General features: G+C 46.2%; 12 protein-coding genes and 8 tRNA genes. 2 read left to right on the top strand and 18 right to left on the bottom strand.

What is annotated here, in order from left to right; genetic code table 11:
• Positions 1-105: 105 nt before the first annotated feature.
• The gene (gene ffh / locus EAE30_RS07715) at positions 106-1482 is read right to left on the bottom strand and encodes a signal recognition particle protein (protein ID WP_123015399.1); all 1377 of its coding nucleotides are present in this window, start codon (positions 1480-1482) and stop codon (positions 106-108) included.
• Between the two features lie 214 nt (positions 1483-1696).
• On the opposite strand from ffh, the gene EAE30_RS07710 reads away from it, so the two are divergent.
• Positions 1697-2491 carry a cytochrome C assembly family protein gene (locus EAE30_RS07710; protein ID WP_123015398.1) on the top strand — a complete coding sequence of 265 codons (795 nt, stop codon included), beginning with the start codon at positions 1697-1699 and terminating at the stop codon, positions 2489-2491.
• Positions 2492-2576: 85 nt separating this feature from the next.
• Positions 2577-3857 carry an HlyC/CorC family transporter gene (locus EAE30_RS07705; protein WP_123015397.1) on the top strand — a complete coding sequence of 427 codons (1281 nt, stop codon included), beginning with the start codon at positions 2577-2579 and terminating at the stop codon, positions 3855-3857.
• 98 nt (positions 3858-3955) lie between these two features.
• Here the strand turns inward: EAE30_RS07705 and luxS are convergent, their stop codons facing one another.
• The 17 genes from luxS to alaS all read right to left on the bottom strand — a co-directional run bounded on the left by luxS (position 3956) and on the right by alaS (position 16833).
• Positions 3956-4474: an S-ribosylhomocysteine lyase gene (gene luxS / locus EAE30_RS07700; protein ID WP_123015396.1), complete on the bottom strand. Its 519-nt coding sequence runs from the start codon at positions 4472-4474 to the stop codon at positions 3956-3958.
• Positions 4475-4500: 26 nt separating this feature from the next.
• Complete coding sequence (locus EAE30_RS07695; RefSeq protein WP_123017297.1) at positions 4501-5094, bottom strand: transglycosylase SLT domain-containing protein; 594 nt, start codon at positions 5092-5094, stop codon at positions 4501-4503.
• A 15-nt stretch (positions 5095-5109) separates the two neighbouring features.
• Positions 5110-6672, bottom strand: a complete 1563-nt coding sequence (gene gshA / locus EAE30_RS07690) for a glutamate--cysteine ligase (protein WP_123015395.1) — start codon at positions 6670-6672, stop codon at positions 5110-5112.
• Positions 6673-6766: 94 nt separating this feature from the next.
• Positions 6767-9619 (bottom strand): M16 family metallopeptidase, encoded by a 2853-nt coding sequence (locus EAE30_RS07685; protein WP_123015394.1) that lies wholly within the window; start codon positions 9617-9619, stop codon positions 6767-6769.
• Between the two features lie 10 nt (positions 9620-9629).
• The gene (locus EAE30_RS07680) at positions 9630-10082 is read right to left on the bottom strand and encodes a YqaA family protein (protein ID WP_241967742.1); all 453 of its coding nucleotides are present in this window, start codon (positions 10080-10082) and stop codon (positions 9630-9632) included.
• Positions 10079-11029, bottom strand: a complete 951-nt coding sequence (locus EAE30_RS07675; protein ID WP_123015393.1) for an NADP-dependent oxidoreductase — start codon at positions 11027-11029, stop codon at positions 10079-10081. Before EAE30_RS07675 ends, EAE30_RS07680 begins: the two co-directional genes overlap by 4 nt.
• A 395-nt stretch (positions 11030-11424) precedes the next feature.
• Positions 11425-11501 (bottom strand) — tRNA-Arg (locus tag EAE30_RS07670).
• Between the two features lie 54 nt (positions 11502-11555).
• Positions 11556-11632: transfer RNA gene (locus tag EAE30_RS07665), tRNA-Arg, on the bottom strand.
• A gap of 54 nt (positions 11633-11686) precedes the next feature.
• Positions 11687-11763 (bottom strand) — tRNA-Arg (locus EAE30_RS07660).
• A gap of 54 nt (positions 11764-11817) precedes the next feature.
• Positions 11818-11894 (bottom strand) — tRNA-Arg (locus EAE30_RS07655).
• Positions 11895-11948: 54 nt separating this feature from the next.
• Positions 11949-12025 (bottom strand) — tRNA-Arg (locus EAE30_RS07650).
• 65 nt (positions 12026-12090) lie between these two features.
• Positions 12091-12183, bottom strand: a tRNA-Ser gene (locus tag EAE30_RS07645).
• Positions 12184-12215: 32 nt separating this feature from the next.
• Positions 12216-12292: transfer RNA gene (locus EAE30_RS07640), tRNA-Arg, on the bottom strand.
• A gap of 33 nt (positions 12293-12325) precedes the next feature.
• A tRNA-Ser gene (locus tag EAE30_RS07635) sits at positions 12326-12418 on the bottom strand.
• Between the two features lie 185 nt (positions 12419-12603).
• Positions 12604-12801, bottom strand: a complete 198-nt coding sequence (gene csrA / locus EAE30_RS07630) for a carbon storage regulator CsrA (protein ID WP_123015392.1) — start codon at positions 12799-12801, stop codon at positions 12604-12606.
• Between the two features lie 80 nt (positions 12802-12881).
• Positions 12882-14060, bottom strand: a complete 1179-nt coding sequence (locus EAE30_RS07625; RefSeq protein ID WP_123015391.1) for an aspartate kinase — start codon at positions 14058-14060, stop codon at positions 12882-12884.
• Between the two features lie 190 nt (positions 14061-14250).
• Positions 14251-16833, bottom strand: a complete 2583-nt coding sequence (gene alaS / locus EAE30_RS07620; protein WP_123015390.1) for an alanine--tRNA ligase — start codon at positions 16831-16833, stop codon at positions 14251-14253.
• Positions 16834-17072: the final 239 nt, after the last annotated feature.

Here is a 17072-nt window from a genome sequence, read left to right as displayed (position 1 = left end):
ATGCAAGGGGTTTCGCTAGTTTTTTTCACCACTACAAATCAGTAAAAAATCTGTGACAGTGATGGCAATTTGATAAAACACTTACAAAAAAGTGGATATCAGAGGCTATCGACCGAAGAAACCGCCGCCGCCCATGCCGCCACCCATCATACCTTGCATGTTGCGCATCATACCTTTCATGCCACCTTTTTGCATTTTCTTCATCATCTTCTGCATCTGGGTGAACTGTTTAAGCATACGATTCACATCTTGAACCTGGGTTCCTGAACCTGCGGCAATCCGCTTTTTGCGCGAGCCTTTAATCAAATCCGGATTATGACGTTCTTTCATCGTCATGGATGAGATCATCGCTTCCATTTGTTTAAAGACTTTATCATCGACATTGCCTTTCACATTATCCGGAAGCTTATTCATACCAGGCAGCTTATCGAGCATGCCCATCATGCCGCCCATGTTTTGCATTTGTCCGAGTTGCTCGCGAAAATCTTCGAGATCAAAGCCTTTCTTCTGTTTGAACTTCTTCGCTAATTGCTCGGCTTTTTCATGATCGACGTTCTTTTGTAAGTCTTCAATCAAAGACAACACATCGCCCATCCCCAAGATACGTGATGCCACGCGATCAGGATGGAACGGTTCTAGTGCATCGGTTTTTTCACCAATACCTAAAAATTTAATCGGTTTACCCGTAATATGACGAACAGATAAAGCTGCACCCCCACGGGCATCACCATCAACCTTGGTTAACACCACCCCAGTTAAAGGCAGCGCATCGCCAAAGGCTTTCGCCGTATTTGCAGCATCTTGCCCGGTCATGGCATCGACCACAAACAAGGTTTCAACTGGCTTAATTGCCGTGTGGAGTGATTGAATCTCCGCCATCATATCTTCATCGATCGCTAAACGACCGGCGGTATCGACGATCAACACATCAAAGAATTTTTTCTTCGCATGGTCAATCGCTGCATTGGCGATATCAATGGGTTTTTGATCCGCAGATGAAGGGAAAAATTCAACGCCGACACTCTCTGCTAGTGTTTCCAACTGTTTGATCGCCGCTGGGCGATAGACATCGGCTGACACCACGAGCACTTTTTTCTTATCACGCTCAGTAAGCAGTTTCGCAAGTTTACCAACACTGGTCGTTTTACCTGCACCTTGTAAGCCGGCCATCAGTACCACAGCCGGCGGCTGAGCGGCGAGATCAAGCGCTTCGTTGGCGTCGCCCATTACCGCTTCAAGCTGAGCTTGAACAATCTTGATGAACTCTTGCCCCGGAGTGAGTGATTTAGACACTTCAACACCGACAGCGTTTTCCTTAACGCGCTTCACAAATTCGCGAACGACAGGAAGCGCAACATCCGCTTCAAGCAACGCCATGCGGACTTCGCGCAGCGTTTCTTTAATATTATCTTCGGTCAAACGACCTTTACCGCTGATGTTCTTCAGCGTACTCGACAATCGATCGGTTAAATTCTCAAACATATGCTTTTCTCTTCGCTATGAGGCGATAATCTTTGGCAAGTATACCTTAGGCAGAACGATAGTCATACCCGTTGCAAACGACAACCCGCATTTCGTTTGGCATATAAATCCACTTTTCCAGTCATAAGTCAAAAAATCAGTGACTAAACGTCATAGCTCATCGTCGACAGGCAAGGTATAATTAGAATCTTCGTTTATTAGCTTTGTGAGAAATATGGACAACCTAATCACATTAGTTGCCGCACTGTTATACTTCATTGCCATTGCTATGATTGTTCCTGGTATTGTGAACCAGACAGGCATTAAGAAAAAAGCGGTATTCATCAGTGCTGTGTGTGCACTTCTGTTTCATGCTTGGCTTCTCAGTGATCTTATTTTTCATCATAACGGACAAAACCTCAGCATCTTAAATGTCGCGTCTGTGGTGAGCTTTATGATCACCGCTCTCATGACCATTGCGATGTTTAAAACTCGCTTATGGTTCCTATTGCCGATCGTCTACAGTTTTTCCGCTATCGTGTTGGTCGTCGCCAATTTTGTCCCTGATACCTTCATGACGCATTTAGAAGATGACCCGATGTTAATGGTTCATATTTCCTTTGCGTTATTTTCTTATTCAACCTTATGTATTGGCACGCTCTACTCGATTCAAATTGCGTGGCTCAATCACAAATTGAAACATAAAAAAAGTTTGGCGATTAACCCGAACTTCCCGCCACTACTGCGTATCGAACGGCACTGTTTCAACATCCTCATTGTCGGTAACCTCTTGTTAACCGGAACAATCATTACAGGCGTTGGCTTTTTGAGTGATATGGTGGCCCAAGGCAAAGCCCACAAAGGTGTCTTGTCAGTGCTCGCATGGATTGTCTACTCTCTGTTAATATGGGGACACTACCAAAAAGGTTGGCGAGGCAAAAAAGTGACATGGCTTTCGGTAAGTGGTGCATTTTTACTCACACTCGCGTATTTTGGTAGCCGCTTTGTTAAAGAGGTTATTCTTAACTAAGCGTCATGCTGCACCTTGGTATCATTAATACTCAACCTCATGTAGGTTATAACTTACTTTCATTGTTAAAAGGAAAAGGACCGTTTTGGACGACATCTCGACGGGTTTATTGTTTGCGCTATTAGCGTGCCTTATCGTCATTTCAGCTTATTTTTCAGGTTCAGAGACAGGAATGATGTCTTTGAATCGATACAGATTAAAGCACTTATCCAATACTGGTCACAAAGGCGCTAAGCGCGTTGAGCGTTTGCTTGAGCGTCCAGATCGCCTCATTGGTCTCATTCTGATTGGTAATAACCTCGTCAATATCTTAGCCTCGGCGATTGCGACGATCATTGGTATGAGACTGTACGGCGATGTCGGCGTCGCCATCGCGACTGGGGTGTTAACCTTAGTGGTATTAGTATTTGCCGAAGTGACGCCAAAAACCGTCGCGGCGCTCTACCCAGAAAAAGTGTCTTACATTAGCAGTGTCTTACTGACGGTTTTAATGAAAGTGCTCTCGCCTGTGGTGGTGTTGGTGAATATTATTACCAATACGTTTATCCGTATTCTTGGGTTAAAACCGCAAAGCCAAGGCGATGACTCGCTTAATCCAGAAGAGTTGCGCACAGTCGTCAATGAAGCTGGCGGATTAATTCCGCGCCGTCACCAAGATATGCTGCTGTCCATCCTAGATTTGGAGCATGTCACCGTGAATGACATCATGGTGCCGCGCAATGAAATTACCGGCATTAATATCAACGATGACTGGAAGTCGATTGTTCGTCAATTAACACATTCCCCGCACGGCCGCGTGGTGCTTTATCGTGATCAAATTGACGAAGTGGTGGGCATGCTGCGCTTACGTGATGCGTCTCGCCTGATGTTGGAAAAAAACGAATTCAACAAAGAAACGCTATTACGCTCCGCCGATGAAGTGTATTTCATTCCCGAATCCACCCCATTAAACGTGCAGTTACTGAAGTTTCAGCGTAATAAAGAGCGGGTTGGCTTAATCGTAGATGAGTATGGTGACATTGTCGGCCTCATTACGCTGGAAGACATTCTCGAAGAAATTGTTGGCGAGTTTACGACCTCTATGGCCCCTAGCCTTGCTGAAGAAATTACGCCGCAAAGCGATGGCAGCTTTTTAATTGAGGGCAGCGCGAATATTCGAGACATCAATAAGAGCCTACGTTGGAAATTACCGACTGATGGACCACGTACATTAAATGGCTTGATCTTAGAACACCTTGAGCATATCCCAGAAAGTAAACTGAGCTTACTGGTTGCCAAGCACCCTATGGAAATTGTTGAGCTCGAAGAAAACCGCATTAAGCTAGTGAAAGTTTTCCCCACGAAAGCTCGTAAACAAACTCACTAAGCACGTAATCGATAAATCTTAGCCATTCATTGCCAATAAAAAAGCCCTCGACCATGTCGAGGGCTTTTTTCATTCTACATTAATGAGTAATGACTGACTTAGTCAACTTTCAGTTCTTGCAGCATTGCGTCTGGCAGTGCGAGATCATCATTTTTATTGACTTGAATACCACTGGTAATGACGGCTTGTGCAATTTGCTTCGCTTCATCAAGCGAGTGCATCTTCGCCGTACCACATTGATATTCATTCAACTCAGGAATTTGGTTTTGATCCGCCACTTTCAACACATCGTTCATTGCCGCTAACCATGCATCCGCCACTTGCTGTTCGCCTGGGGTGCCAATCAAGCTCATGTAAAAACCAGTACGACATCCCATTGGAGAAATATCAATGATTTCAACATCATCACCATTAAGGTGTGCACGCATAAAGCCAGCAAATAGGTGCTCTAGTGTATGAATCCCTTTTTCAGAAAGGAGCGCTTCATTGGGTACGGTAAAACGTAAGTCAAACACCGTAATGTCATCACCTTTAGGCGTTTGCATGTTCTTAGCAACACGAACGGCTGGGGCATGCATACGCGTGTGATCGACGGTAAAGCTGTCTAATAACGGCATAATTACTTTCTCCTTCAATTGTTGGTTTAAAAAAACCAACTCAAATTATCATCAAGTTCCTTGCGGCACTTCTTCAGTTGCCATCCATAATTTTTAGCTTGTCTTTCCACCTTTCTCGCTACACGAATCAGGCTTGGTTTATAGCGATAAGAGCGACGTTTAAATCCCCCTCGCCCTTCATGATAAGCTAAATATTGATGGTAGGTATCCCACTTCGACACCCCTAATAGTCGGTGCGTTTCACTGATATACCAACCAATAAACATGAGTGAATCATCAAAATCATTGCGAGAGCCGCCATTGTCGGTCGCGCTTTGATAATCGTCCCATGCTGGATCTTGAGCTTGTGCATAGCCATAGGCACTGCTTATGCGGCCCCAAGGAATAAACCCTAGTATATAATCTTTTGGTGGCCTTGCATCATCTCGAAAAGAACTTTCTTGTTTGACAAAGGCCATCGCGATTTGAATGGGAACCCCCCATTCTTTTTTCATATCAAGCGCGGCTTCATACCAATCAGGCTTCTCACGGAATATATCACATAAGTTAGACTGATTCTGAGGGGGAGCTGTCGCGCACCCCGCCATCATGAGCACAACCAAGATCATGAGGATTCTCATCACGCCGCTCATCATTTACTGCAGATAGCTAAAATACTGACTCAAAAACTCATCAAAGCTGACGTCATCAGACGCTTCCATGGCTTGAGCTTGTATACGCGAATCCGTCACCTCTTGCTGCATGTCTTCTTCCGAATAATACTGGTAATGATGCGTTAAATTTTTATCACGATACGCTTCGCCTAGCTGAGCGCCCATTTTGCCCATGCCACCCGCTTGTTTGGTTTGCTGCAGAACTTGCGCAGAAAGCGTCAATTCAGGGTCATCAATCCAACGTTCTAACTCATCGCAAACGTCTTGATAGTCATGGCCACCATGCGCCTCATCCATGACTATCGCAATCTCACGTAACTCAGTAAAGACACGCTTCGCCCAAGCTTGTAATGTCAGTTTCTCACCGTGACAGCCAATTTGCAGCTCTAACCCTGGCTTACGGCCTTCCACAACCACTTTACGCCAGTTATCGCGCCAACATTCTAATTCGCACTCATTCATTTCTTCCGAGTCAGTTAACGCTGTCCAAGTAACAAACATGTCCAAGAAGCGCACTTGTTGCTCGGTAATCCCGATCGGGCTAAATGGATTGACGTCCAATGACCGGACTTCGATGTATTCTACGCCGCGGCGAAGGGCTTCTGAGGGTTTTTCTCCACGCTTCGCCACACGTTTAGGTCGGATCGGCGCATACAGCTCGTTCTCAATTTGTAGAATATTACTATTGAGCTGTCGGTACTCGCCATTTTCTTTCACGCCCATATCAGCAAAACGCTGTGAGGGTGTGCGAATAGCGCGATTCAAACCTTCAAGGTACTCATCAAGGCTATTAAAACTGATCTTTAGAGAACTCTGCTCATTGCTGGTATACCCTAAATCACTCAAGCGCAGTGACGTTGCGTAAGGCAAATACAGAGTTTTGCCAATATTTTCAAATGGTAAATCCGTTTTACGCCCCTGAATAAAAGAAGAACAGAGTGCGGGTGAGGCGCCGAAGAAGTAAGGGATTAACCAACCAAAACGGTAATAATTACGAATCACAGAAAAATACGCATTAGATTGAGACTCTTGGCGCGCTTGCTCGGACTGCTCGCCAAATAAGGCATCCCAAAAACCATCAGGGAACGAAAAGTTAAAATGCACCCCTGAGATGATTTGCATCAAACTGCCGTAGCGGTTCTTTAAACCCGCACGATATAACGTTTTCATTTTGCCAGAATTCGATTCGCCAAACTGGGCAATTTTTATATCGCTTTCTTCATTCACGAAACACGGCATCGACAACGGCCATAATTTCTCATCGCCAATGTTCTTCTGAGCAAAATGATGTATGTCTTCTAATTGATTTAATAATGTATGCACATCTTGGGAGACGGGAGTAATAAACTCCATCAATGACTCAGCAAAATCTGTCGTAACTAGATCATTGGTCAGCGCTTTTCCCAAGGAGTCAGGATGAGGCGTTAAAGCAATACTACCTTGCGCAGAGTAACGTAATGTTTCGCGTTCGACGCCACGGCCAAACTGCTTAAATGTGTCAGTTTTTTTTGCAACTCGTTGAAGTCGCTCGGAAAATTTAGTCAAAATAGCATTCGCTTATTGTTGTATTGTTCCAATGATAGCAAACGGCTCCCCATGCGATGGGGAGCCACTCTCAGCCCTAGATTATATGGCTACTCTAACGGATGATTTCAAGCGGTTCTACTGATAATCCTGTTTTTTGTAGCTGTGGCTTTAGCGTTTTGGCATCACCGACCACGACGATCTGATAATCGTTCGGGTCAAACCATTTGTGTGCCAATTTGGTTAACGCAGCACGACTGATGGTTTTTACAATGTGTTGCTGTTCATCCAAGTAATTGGCATCCAGTTTATAACTCATCATGTGACCAAGCAATTGGGCTTTTTGCTGCGGCGTTTCATAAGAGAGCGCCTTCTTCTGTCCAACGGCCAAACGCATAAAGTTCAGATCACGCTGCGTGGGGCCAGATTGACTGTATTCCGCCATTTCTTTATGGATCTCCATAATCGAATCGGCCGTTGATGGCGCTTTCACTTGAGCGCTAAATACCCATTTACCAAAATCTTTATTCGCAGAAATATAGCCAAAAGCACCATAGGTATAGCCTTTATCTTCACGTAAATTCAGGTTAATGCGGCTATTAAAGTTGCCCGCTAAGTTAAAGTTGGCTAAACGGGCTTTATACATTTCTCCCGTGGCACTATAGGTCGGACCTAAACGCACAAAACTTACCGTCGTTTGCGGCGCATTCGGTTTATCCACTAAGTAGATATGCGATTGACTTGGCAGCTTTGGTAGTGTCACAGTCGGCCAACTTGGGGCGGCTTTCCCTTGCCAATCAGAGAAGCTTGCTAACTCGTGACGAACTTGCTCTTGCGTCATATCCCCAACGACCGCGATCTTAGTGCCTTGCGGAGTATAGTATTGGTGATAAAACTGCTTCACATCATCGAGTGTTAACGAAGATAAGCTTGCTTTGCTACCCGAGGGATCATTGGCAAAGCGTGTACCATGAAAGAGCACGTGACGCACAGCTTGTGCATTCATCCAACTGGAGGACTGCTGACTATACACCGCTGACTGCAAACTATTTTTACGTAAGCGCTCAAAATCCTTAGGATCAAATTTAGGATGCCACAACACATCCTGCATCAAGGCTAACGTCTGTGAGACGTTTTTCCGCAATGAGCGAACAACGATACTAGTGGAATACATTCCCGTATCAATATTAATGCTGGAACCGAGCTGATCCAATTTCGATTCCAGATCCTCAGAGCTAAGCGTCTTACTGCCTTCCAGCAGCAGCTGAGCCGTCAGCCCTGCCAACCCTTCTTTCCCTTGCGCGACGCCGCGCTCCCCCGCGGGAACCCGAAACTCCATCACGACCGTCGGCGTTTCCGTTTGTTCAATGCCACGGACGGTCATCCCATTGGCGGTTTTCCAGTGGTAGCTACTTGGTAAGTGGGCATAAACACCATGGGTCACTGGCGGCATGACCGACCGGTCGAAATTATCTGAGATGGCAACTGGCTCGACGTGTTTCGCTTTCTCTTTGCTGTAGTCAGGCAATTGACGTGGCGGCGGGGTGTAATTGGCTTTACGTGCGGCAAGTTGAGGTTGCCCATGAGGTACAACACTGAGCGCAACTTTGGCATGACCATGGATATAATGATCAAAGACCGCCATCACATCATCTTTCTTTAACGCGCGAAGCTGCTGCAGCTCAGCTTGTAAATAAGCTGGGTTGTTATAGAAAGTTTCGCTATTGGCCAGTTGTGTTACTTTTCCCGACACGCTTTGCAAATCAAAAATCGCCGAGGCTTCTGAGCTATTGGTGATTTCCTCGAGCTTACGCGTTGAAATACCTTGCTGCTTGAAGGTTTTTAACACATCCATGATGTCTTTATATAACGGTGTCAGGTTGGCATTTTTACCCGACGGCGCCATCGCATAAATATTAAAGGTGCATGCTAACTCATCACAACGTAAGAACGCGCCAGTATCGACCGCTTTTTGCGTTTTGATTAAACGCTTATACAACAAGCTATTGTTGCCATTGCCAATCGCGCTGGCTAACACTTCTTGTGCTACCTGATCGTTCGCGCCTTTAAAGCTGGTTGGCCAACTCATGACCAGCATCGGTTGTTGAATATTATCTGGTAAGGTAATGAAACGATCAGTCTCCAATGTCGCTGGCTGCTTAGGCGCATCACTGACACTTGGCCCTTTAGGAATCGATCCAAAGTACTTTTGTACCCAAGCCAACGTTTGTTCAACATCTAAATCGCCACCAATCGTCAACACAGCGTTATTGGGACCATACCAACGCTGAAAGAAGGCTTTAAGATCATCGACATTCACTTTATCAAGATCCTGTACATAACCGATGACAGGCCAAGAATACGGATGACCAACTGGGAACAATGCTTGATCTATTTTTTCCCAAATTAAGCCATACGGTCGATTGTCAAAGTTTTGGCCACGCTCGTTTTTCACGGTCGAGCGCTGGATTTCAAACTTGCGCTGCGACACGGCTTGCAATAAAAATCCCATACGGTCGGATTCTAACCACAACGCTTTTTCAAGTTGATTCGACGGCAGGGTTTCAAAGTATTTGGTACGATCGCGCGTGGTGTTGCCATTCAGTGTTCCGCCAGCTTCCGTGACAATTCTAAAGTGCTGCTGATCGCCGACATGTTCCGAGCCTTGAAACATCATATGTTCAAAGAAGTGAGCAAAGCCAGATTTGCCAACTTGCTCACGAGCCGAGCCAACATGATAAGTCACATCAACATGCACTAAAGGATCGGAGTGATCAGGGCTTAAAATCACCGTCATACCATTGTCTAGACGATACTTGGTATACGGAATAACGGAAGAGCCAGGTTTGGCATCGACGTGCTCGATTTCAGTAATGCCTTTGGGCAATGAGTCCGCTTGTTTATCGTATGCGTTACCACAACCAGACAGCGCAGTCACAACCACTAACAGTGGCCAGAAATGTTTCATGTTCAATCCTTTAAACCAGTTGATGGAATATGGCGGCCAAGGTGACATAGCGAGCCGTTTTACCAATCAACATCATAATTATTGCCAAATAAGGAGAAATTCGCACCCACCCTGCGGCGACACACAATGGATCTCCGACGACAGGTAACCAACTTAGCAGCAATATCCAAGCTCCATATTGCTGTAGCCTATCTAATGCGCGCCGCTCAGAATGCTGAAAGCGACGGCCCATAGGTAAATATCGTCCCAGCACATAGTTTGTGACACCACCAAGAGTATTACCGAGGCTGGCAACCGTAATAACCGTCAAACTGGAGAGCGAGGTTTCGCTCAACGTCATTAAGAAAACGGCTTCCGATCCCATGGGTATCAAGGTGGCACTCACAAAAGCGCTAAGAAATAAAAACAGTAACGGATAACCAATAACATACTGATAAAATTCAGTAAATATTGAGTTAATCACGATTGCATATCAAGTAAAATCTTACCGCGAGTATGACCTGATTCTATTTGTTTATGCGCATCAACTGCCGCGCTCATCGGGTAAGTTTTAAAAATCTCAACTTTCAATAAGCCAACGCTGACCATATACAACATCGTATCAAGCTGTTCGGGCTGAGGGTCGACTAGCATGCCGGTCGCAGAAAAACCGAGCATCTGAGCCTTTTCACAAATCATCTCAGCCGAAATCGTGGGAACGGTAACCACTCGCGCATTATCGCTTAAACACTTCAACGCATCTAACGCCACTTCGCCGCCCACCAGATCAATCAACACATCCACATTGTCCAAACGCTGTGACGCGGGCTCAAAATTATAGTTGATGGCATGTGCCCCTAACGTCGCAAGATAATCCAAGTTGTCTTCACTACACGTGGTGTAGACTTCGGCTTTGGTTGCCAGAGCAATTTGTACGGCTAAGTGACCAACGCCGCCAGCGCCAGCAAGAATTAAGACTCGCTCACCTTCTTGCAATTCCGCTTTGTTCAGTGCTTGTGCGGCCGTCTGACCGGCCAGAGGAAGCGCGGCGGCCGCTTCTAGCGTAATCGCATCAGGCACTAAACTTAAATCGTTTTCCGGCACACACACATATTGGCTATAGCCTCCCCCTTTCAAAGGAAAACCGATGAACCCGGCCACATTATCACCTTTAACAAAGCGCTGAGCACCTTCACCGAATGCCTCAACTTTACCGGAAATATCGTAGCCAGGAACCCATGGCAAATGATCTTTGTTTTGCTCAGCCGCCCATCCCAAACCAGCTCGAGTTTTCACATCAATGGGATTCACACTAGCAAATGCAACTTTCACAAGCACTTCGCCTGCCTGCGGTGTCGGCACCTCAGCAGAGTGCATCACTAGCTGTTCTGGACCTCCAAAACTGGAGATAGATATCTGTTTATTTTCCATTTCCCATATCCCTACTTTGACGGCTACCCTCTATGCGAGGTTCGAAAACACCACGAATCTTCTACCTATAAATGGGCAACCAACGACATTAACCGAGGTATTAGTCTATCTTACTTTCACTATCCTAAGTCAACCTAACCGTGTGAAAAAACAGAGCAAAGCCCGTGTTCGGAGCATCATGTAGGCAGGGACATCAACGATAAACGCCTCTCCACTCCCCATCCGCCCCTCAATAATGCACGCATCATATTGATAATAGCTTAACAGGCAAGGGTTTGCAGAGAGTGAAAGAGCAATAACAGGATTGGACGCTGAGCAGATCATCAGTAAATGTTATCTGATGTCAGTTTTCCTCAGATGAAAAAAAACCTCGCCAAAGCGAGGTTTCTCAATGATGGTGCGCCTGAGAGGATTCGAACCTCTGACCGCCTGGTTCGTAGCCAGGTACTCTATCCAGCTGAGCTACAGGCGCACTGTGTGCTTCGATACCGCCTAAGCCGTATCAGGAACCAAGGTCCCTTTAAAATGGTGCGCCTGAGAGGATTCGAACCTCTGACCGCCTGGTTCGTAGCCAGGTACTCTATCCAGCTGAGCTACAGGCGCACTGTGTGCTTCGATACCGCTTAAGCCGTATCAGGAACCAAAGTCCCTTTAAAATGGTGCGCCTGAGAGGATTCGAACCTCTGACCGCCTGGTTCGTAGCCAGGTACTCTATCCAGCTGAGCTACAGGCGCACTGTGTGCTTCGATACCGCTTAAGCCGTATCAGGAACCAAAGTCCCTTTAAAATGGTGCGCCTGAGAGGATTCGAACCTCTGACCGCCTGGTTCGTAGCCAGGTACTCTATCCAGCTGAGCTACAGGCGCACTGTGTGCTTCGATACCGCTTAAGCCGTATCAGGAACCAAGGTCCCTTAAAAATGGTGCGCCTGAGAGGATTCGAACCTCTGACCGCCTGGTTCGTAGCCAGGTACTCTATCCAGCTGAGCTACAGGCGCACTGTATGTGAAATATATCACAAAAATATTCTTATAAAACAAAAAAATGACCGACTGGTCAAAAATGGCGGTGAGGGAGGGATTCGAACCCTCGATACGGCTACAAACCGTATACTCCCTTAGCAGGGGAGCGCCTTCGGCCACTCGGCCACCTCACCACTTTTTTGTTTTCATACTCTAAATAAGAATATGGTGCGCCTGAGAGGATTCGAACCTCTGACCGCCTGGTTCGTAGCCAGGTACTCTATCCAGCTGAGCTACAGGCGCACTGTGTGCTTAATAAAATAAGCGTTGCAAGAATGGCGGTGAGGGAGGGATTCGAACCCTCGATACGGCTACAAACCGTATACTCCCTTAGCAGGGGAGCGCCTTCGGCCACTCGGCCACCTCACCGTCTTGCGGGGGCACATATTAAGGTGTAGCGAAAATATGTCAAACACTTTCTTTGGAAACTTTGCAAAAAAACACTTAAGCGTTGGGTATTTAACCAAAGCGCTATGAATTTGCACTTTAAATAGAGAAAATCAACCAAGTGTTAAAAAAGGCTAACAAAAAATTGCTAGCCTTTTATGTGTTCTTTAGTAATCGTCAGCCGCGACGTCACTATTGCCTTTTTCCGCTTGAATGCGCATATAGATTTCTTCACGATGCACAGACACTTCTTTCGGTGCATTAACACCAATACGTACCTGGTTACCTTTTACGCCCAAAACCGTTACGGTGACTTCATCACCAATCATAAGAGTTTCGCCAACACGGCGAGTTAAAATTAGCATTCTTTGCTCCTTGAGTAATCTCTATCATTTTTTTGCAACTACACTATTATCGATCAAAAGTCATAAATAGGTAAATTTATTCAGTCTAAAACGCCCTGTTGAGCCGCAGAATCACTGAACACGACAAAAGCATCATGTAATACATTCGCTGCTGTCTCGATATCACACGGCGTCAGTAACAACATCAGAGCTTCAGCCGCAGTAAAAGTGTACAAAATCTCAATATTTACATTGCTTAAGCAGGTATGTGCTGCATGAACAAAATGAGAGGCTTCTAAACCAACCATGGTTAATAAACTCACAGGTTTAGTGTTACGGATTTTATCGCCGAAAACCAGCATCAACCTCGCACAAGCACCTTGTTTTATCGCCACTCCTGCCCATTTTGTATCCCGGATCACATTACCGACGTCAATCCCCAACAATTGGCATTGTTCTAACACACTGTCACAAACGTCAGGCGCAAACGTCACCAACGTTAAGGCTTCTTGAATGGCAAGGCCACAAATCTCACCACGAGGCTTGTCGCCTTTAATCAAGGTCCCTTTACCAGGTTGAAACGTTGACAACACCCTTAGCGGAACTCGGTGTTTTTCGGCATAGCATACACTCGGTAAATGCAACACTTTCGCGCCGCACTGAGCCATCAGCTTCATTGAGGGAAAATCGACCACACTCAGCTTTTGGGCCTGAGACACAATTCGAGGATCACAGGTGTACACACCGTCCACATCTGTATAGATCTGGCATTCCTGAGCATTAAGCGCTCCGGCTAACGCCACGGCGGTGGTATCGGATCCCCCTCTACCAAGCGTAGTAATATCCCCTTGTTTATTCACACCCTGAAAGCCTGCCACGATCACAATATGATCTTGTGACAGTAAATCCATGATCCGTTCAACACCGATATCGAGGATCGTCGCATTGTTATAGCGATCATCGGTGACAATATTCGCCTGCCCACCGGTTAATGAGCTGGCTGAATATCCCCATTTATTGAGCATCATTGCCACTAAGGCCATTGAGACTTGCTCCCCAGCAGAAAGCAAAACATCCAACTCTCTTGCTGACGGCACCGCATCAATGTCATGCGCCAAACGTTGTAAACGATTGGTCTCTCCTGCCATCGCAGATACCACAACCACGACGTGATATCCCGCCTCTTTTGCTTGAATGATATGTTTGGCAACCCTTTGAATAGACTCTATAGATTCTACAGAAGTTCCGCCAAATTTTTGCACAATAAGGGGCTTTTCCACCGTTCTCTACCTTGCCCAGAGGAAAACCTATAGGCTTACTTCTGGTTCATAAACTCGTTGTATACCGATAAGCAAGTCACAAAAATAAAACCAAGCAGCGAACTGAGTTTTCCTCCGTCATACTACTTGGCTAATCAATATGGAGCGCCAATACGGAGCTCCAATCATAGGTATTGCATTATCTTATTGTTTACAGGCGCTCAGTAAGCCACTCATCAACGGATGCAAGTGCAGCAGGCAATGCTTGAGCATCACTTCCGCCAGCTTGCGCCATATCAGGGCGACCACCGCCTTTACCACCCACTTGTTGGGCAACCATATTGACCAACTCGCCAGCTTTCACTTTGCCTGTTAAGTCTTTTGTCACACCAGCAATAAGCGCAACTTTACCATCAGCGACGTTGCCTAACATAATAATTGCGCTGCTTAACTGATTTTTCAACTCGTCAACCATTCCGCGTAGCGCTTTGCTATCGGCACCGTCGAGTTGAGCGACCAATACGTTCACACCTGAAATCTGCTTAACTTGGCTGGTTAAGTTTGAACCCGCTTGAGCAGCCAGTTGTTCTTTCAAGTGATGAATTTCTTTTTCCAATGACTTCGCTTTATTCGCCATATCATCGACTTTCTGAGCTTGCTTGCTGGCTTGCTCATCAAGATAATTCAATGCGGCTTCACCGGTCACTGCTTCAATACGACGAACCCCAGCCGCTACACCACCTTCGTGAGTGATTTTAAATAAACCAATATCACCGGTGCGACGTGCGTGGATACCACCACATAATTCTGTCGAGAAATCTTCCATGCTAAGCACGCGAACTTCATCGTCGTATTTCTCACCAAACAATGCCATGGCACCTTGCGCTTTCGCATCTTCGATGTTCATGATGTTGGTATCAATAGCAAGGTTACGGCGAATTTGTTGGTTAACCATACGCTCAACTTGCTTTAACTCTTGTGCGCTAACGGCTTCAAGGTGAGAGAAGTCAAAACGCAATCCTTCAGGACGAACCAAAGAACCTTTTTGCTGTACGTGAGTACCAAGTAAACGACGTAATGACTCATGCAACAAGTGAGTGGCTGAGTGGTTTAACGCACTCGCGTTACGACGCTCTTTATCAACTTTCGCCACGACGCTGTCATCGCGACTCAGAACGCCCTGCTCTAAGACACCGTAGTGACCAATCGCTTGGCCGACTTTCTGGGTATCTTCAACCACAAAACGTCCCATTGAGGTTTCTAAAACGCCAGTATCGCCACATTGACCACCCGATTCTGAATAGAATGGGGTTTCTTTGAGTACCACAATCGCCTGATCGCCTGCAGATAACGACTCAACTGACGTTCCTTCCACAAACAACTCAACCACCGTACTTTGACCTTCGTCCTGCGTGTAACCGCAGAAGTCCGAGGCACTTTCAGCCACAATTTTATCATTGTAATCTTTTTCAAACTGACCGGCTTCACGCGCACGTTGACGCTGTGATGCCATCGCAGATTCAAAGCCGGCTTCATCAATGGTAAATCCACGTTCACGGGCAACATCATTGGTCAAATCCGCAGGGAAACCGTAAGTGTCGTACAGTTTAAATACCATTTCACCGTCAAGGATCTCGCCTTTCACGTTATCCAACGCTTCATTAAGGATCGTCATGCCACGCTCAAGAGTACGTCCGAAGTTTTCTTCTTCAATACGCAGGATCTTCTCAACGAGGTCCTGCTGCTCTTTGATCACGTCGCCCGCACTGCCCATGATCTCAGCCAAAGGCGCAACCAGTTTATAGAAGAAGGTTCCCTTCGCACCCAGTTTATTACCATGACGAACCGCACGACGAATAATGCGGCGCAGTACGTAGCCACGGCCTTCATTGGACGGCATCACACCATCAACAATTAAATAGGTACACGAACGAATGTGGTCAGCAACAACACGTAGCGATTGGCTCGACAAATCGTCGTGACCGATCACTTCAGCGGCGGATTTAATCAGCTTTTGGAACACATCAATTTCGTAGTTTGAATGAACGCCCTGCATAATCGCAGACATACGCTCAATCCCCATGCCCGTATCGACCGATGGCTTAGGAAGAGGATGCATGGTGCCATCAGCTTCACGGTTAAACTGCATGAAAACGTTATTCCAGATTTCGATGAAACGATCGCCATCTTCTTCCGGTGTGCCTGGTCGGCCGCCCCAGATGTGTTCACCATGATCATAGAAAATTTCTGAACATGGACCACATGGACCTGTATCCCCCATTTGCCAGAAGTTATCTGACTCATAAGGTTTACCGCCTTCCTTATCACCGATTCGAACAATACGATCCGCTGGAATACCAATCTGTTTATTCCAGATATCAAACGCTTCATCATCGGTTTGATATACCGTCACTAACAGGCGCTCAGCAGGCAATTTGAGAACGTCAGTCAGAAATTCCCATGCAAACTTAATCGCATCTTCCTTGAAATAATCACCAAAACTAAAGTTACCAAGCATTTCAAAGAAAGTATGGTGGCGAGCGGTAAAGCCAACATTTTCAAGATCGTTGTGCTTACCACCAGCTCGAACACAACGCTGAGCGGTGGTCGCTCGCGTGTAGGCGCGCTTTTCTAGACCTAGAAAACAGTCTTTAAATTGGTTCATCCCTGCGTTGGTAAATAGCAACGTAGGATCGTTATGAGGTACCAGTGAGGAACTTTCGACGATCTGGTGACCTTTTTTTTCAAAGAATGAGAGGAACGCATTGCGAACCTCATCCGTGCTCATGTACATGCAGCTCTTCCTGAAATTCTTAAGTGAGATTTTTGCGCTATTGTAAAGCATGGATAAGACTTCGCCTAGTTTCTTCTCGAAAAAGTCTTGAGAAGACGGAATCCAGCGTCACCTGTGATGACGAGAAAAAACCATACCTGATGATGATTCCCCCTCGCCTCTCGGTGGATCCATTGCTTATCACTTCGCTCAGATTGGCGCGCCGATTCCCCAGCCAAAGCATCGGGTACACAGGGAGG

This window comes from Vibrio zhugei (genome assembly GCF_003716875.1).
Classification (GTDB): Bacteria; Pseudomonadota; Gammaproteobacteria; order Enterobacterales; family Vibrionaceae; genus Vibrio; species Vibrio zhugei.
The sequence above is the reverse complement of the archived record's forward strand: the minus strand, read 5'-3'. Positions and strand labels throughout refer to the sequence as shown.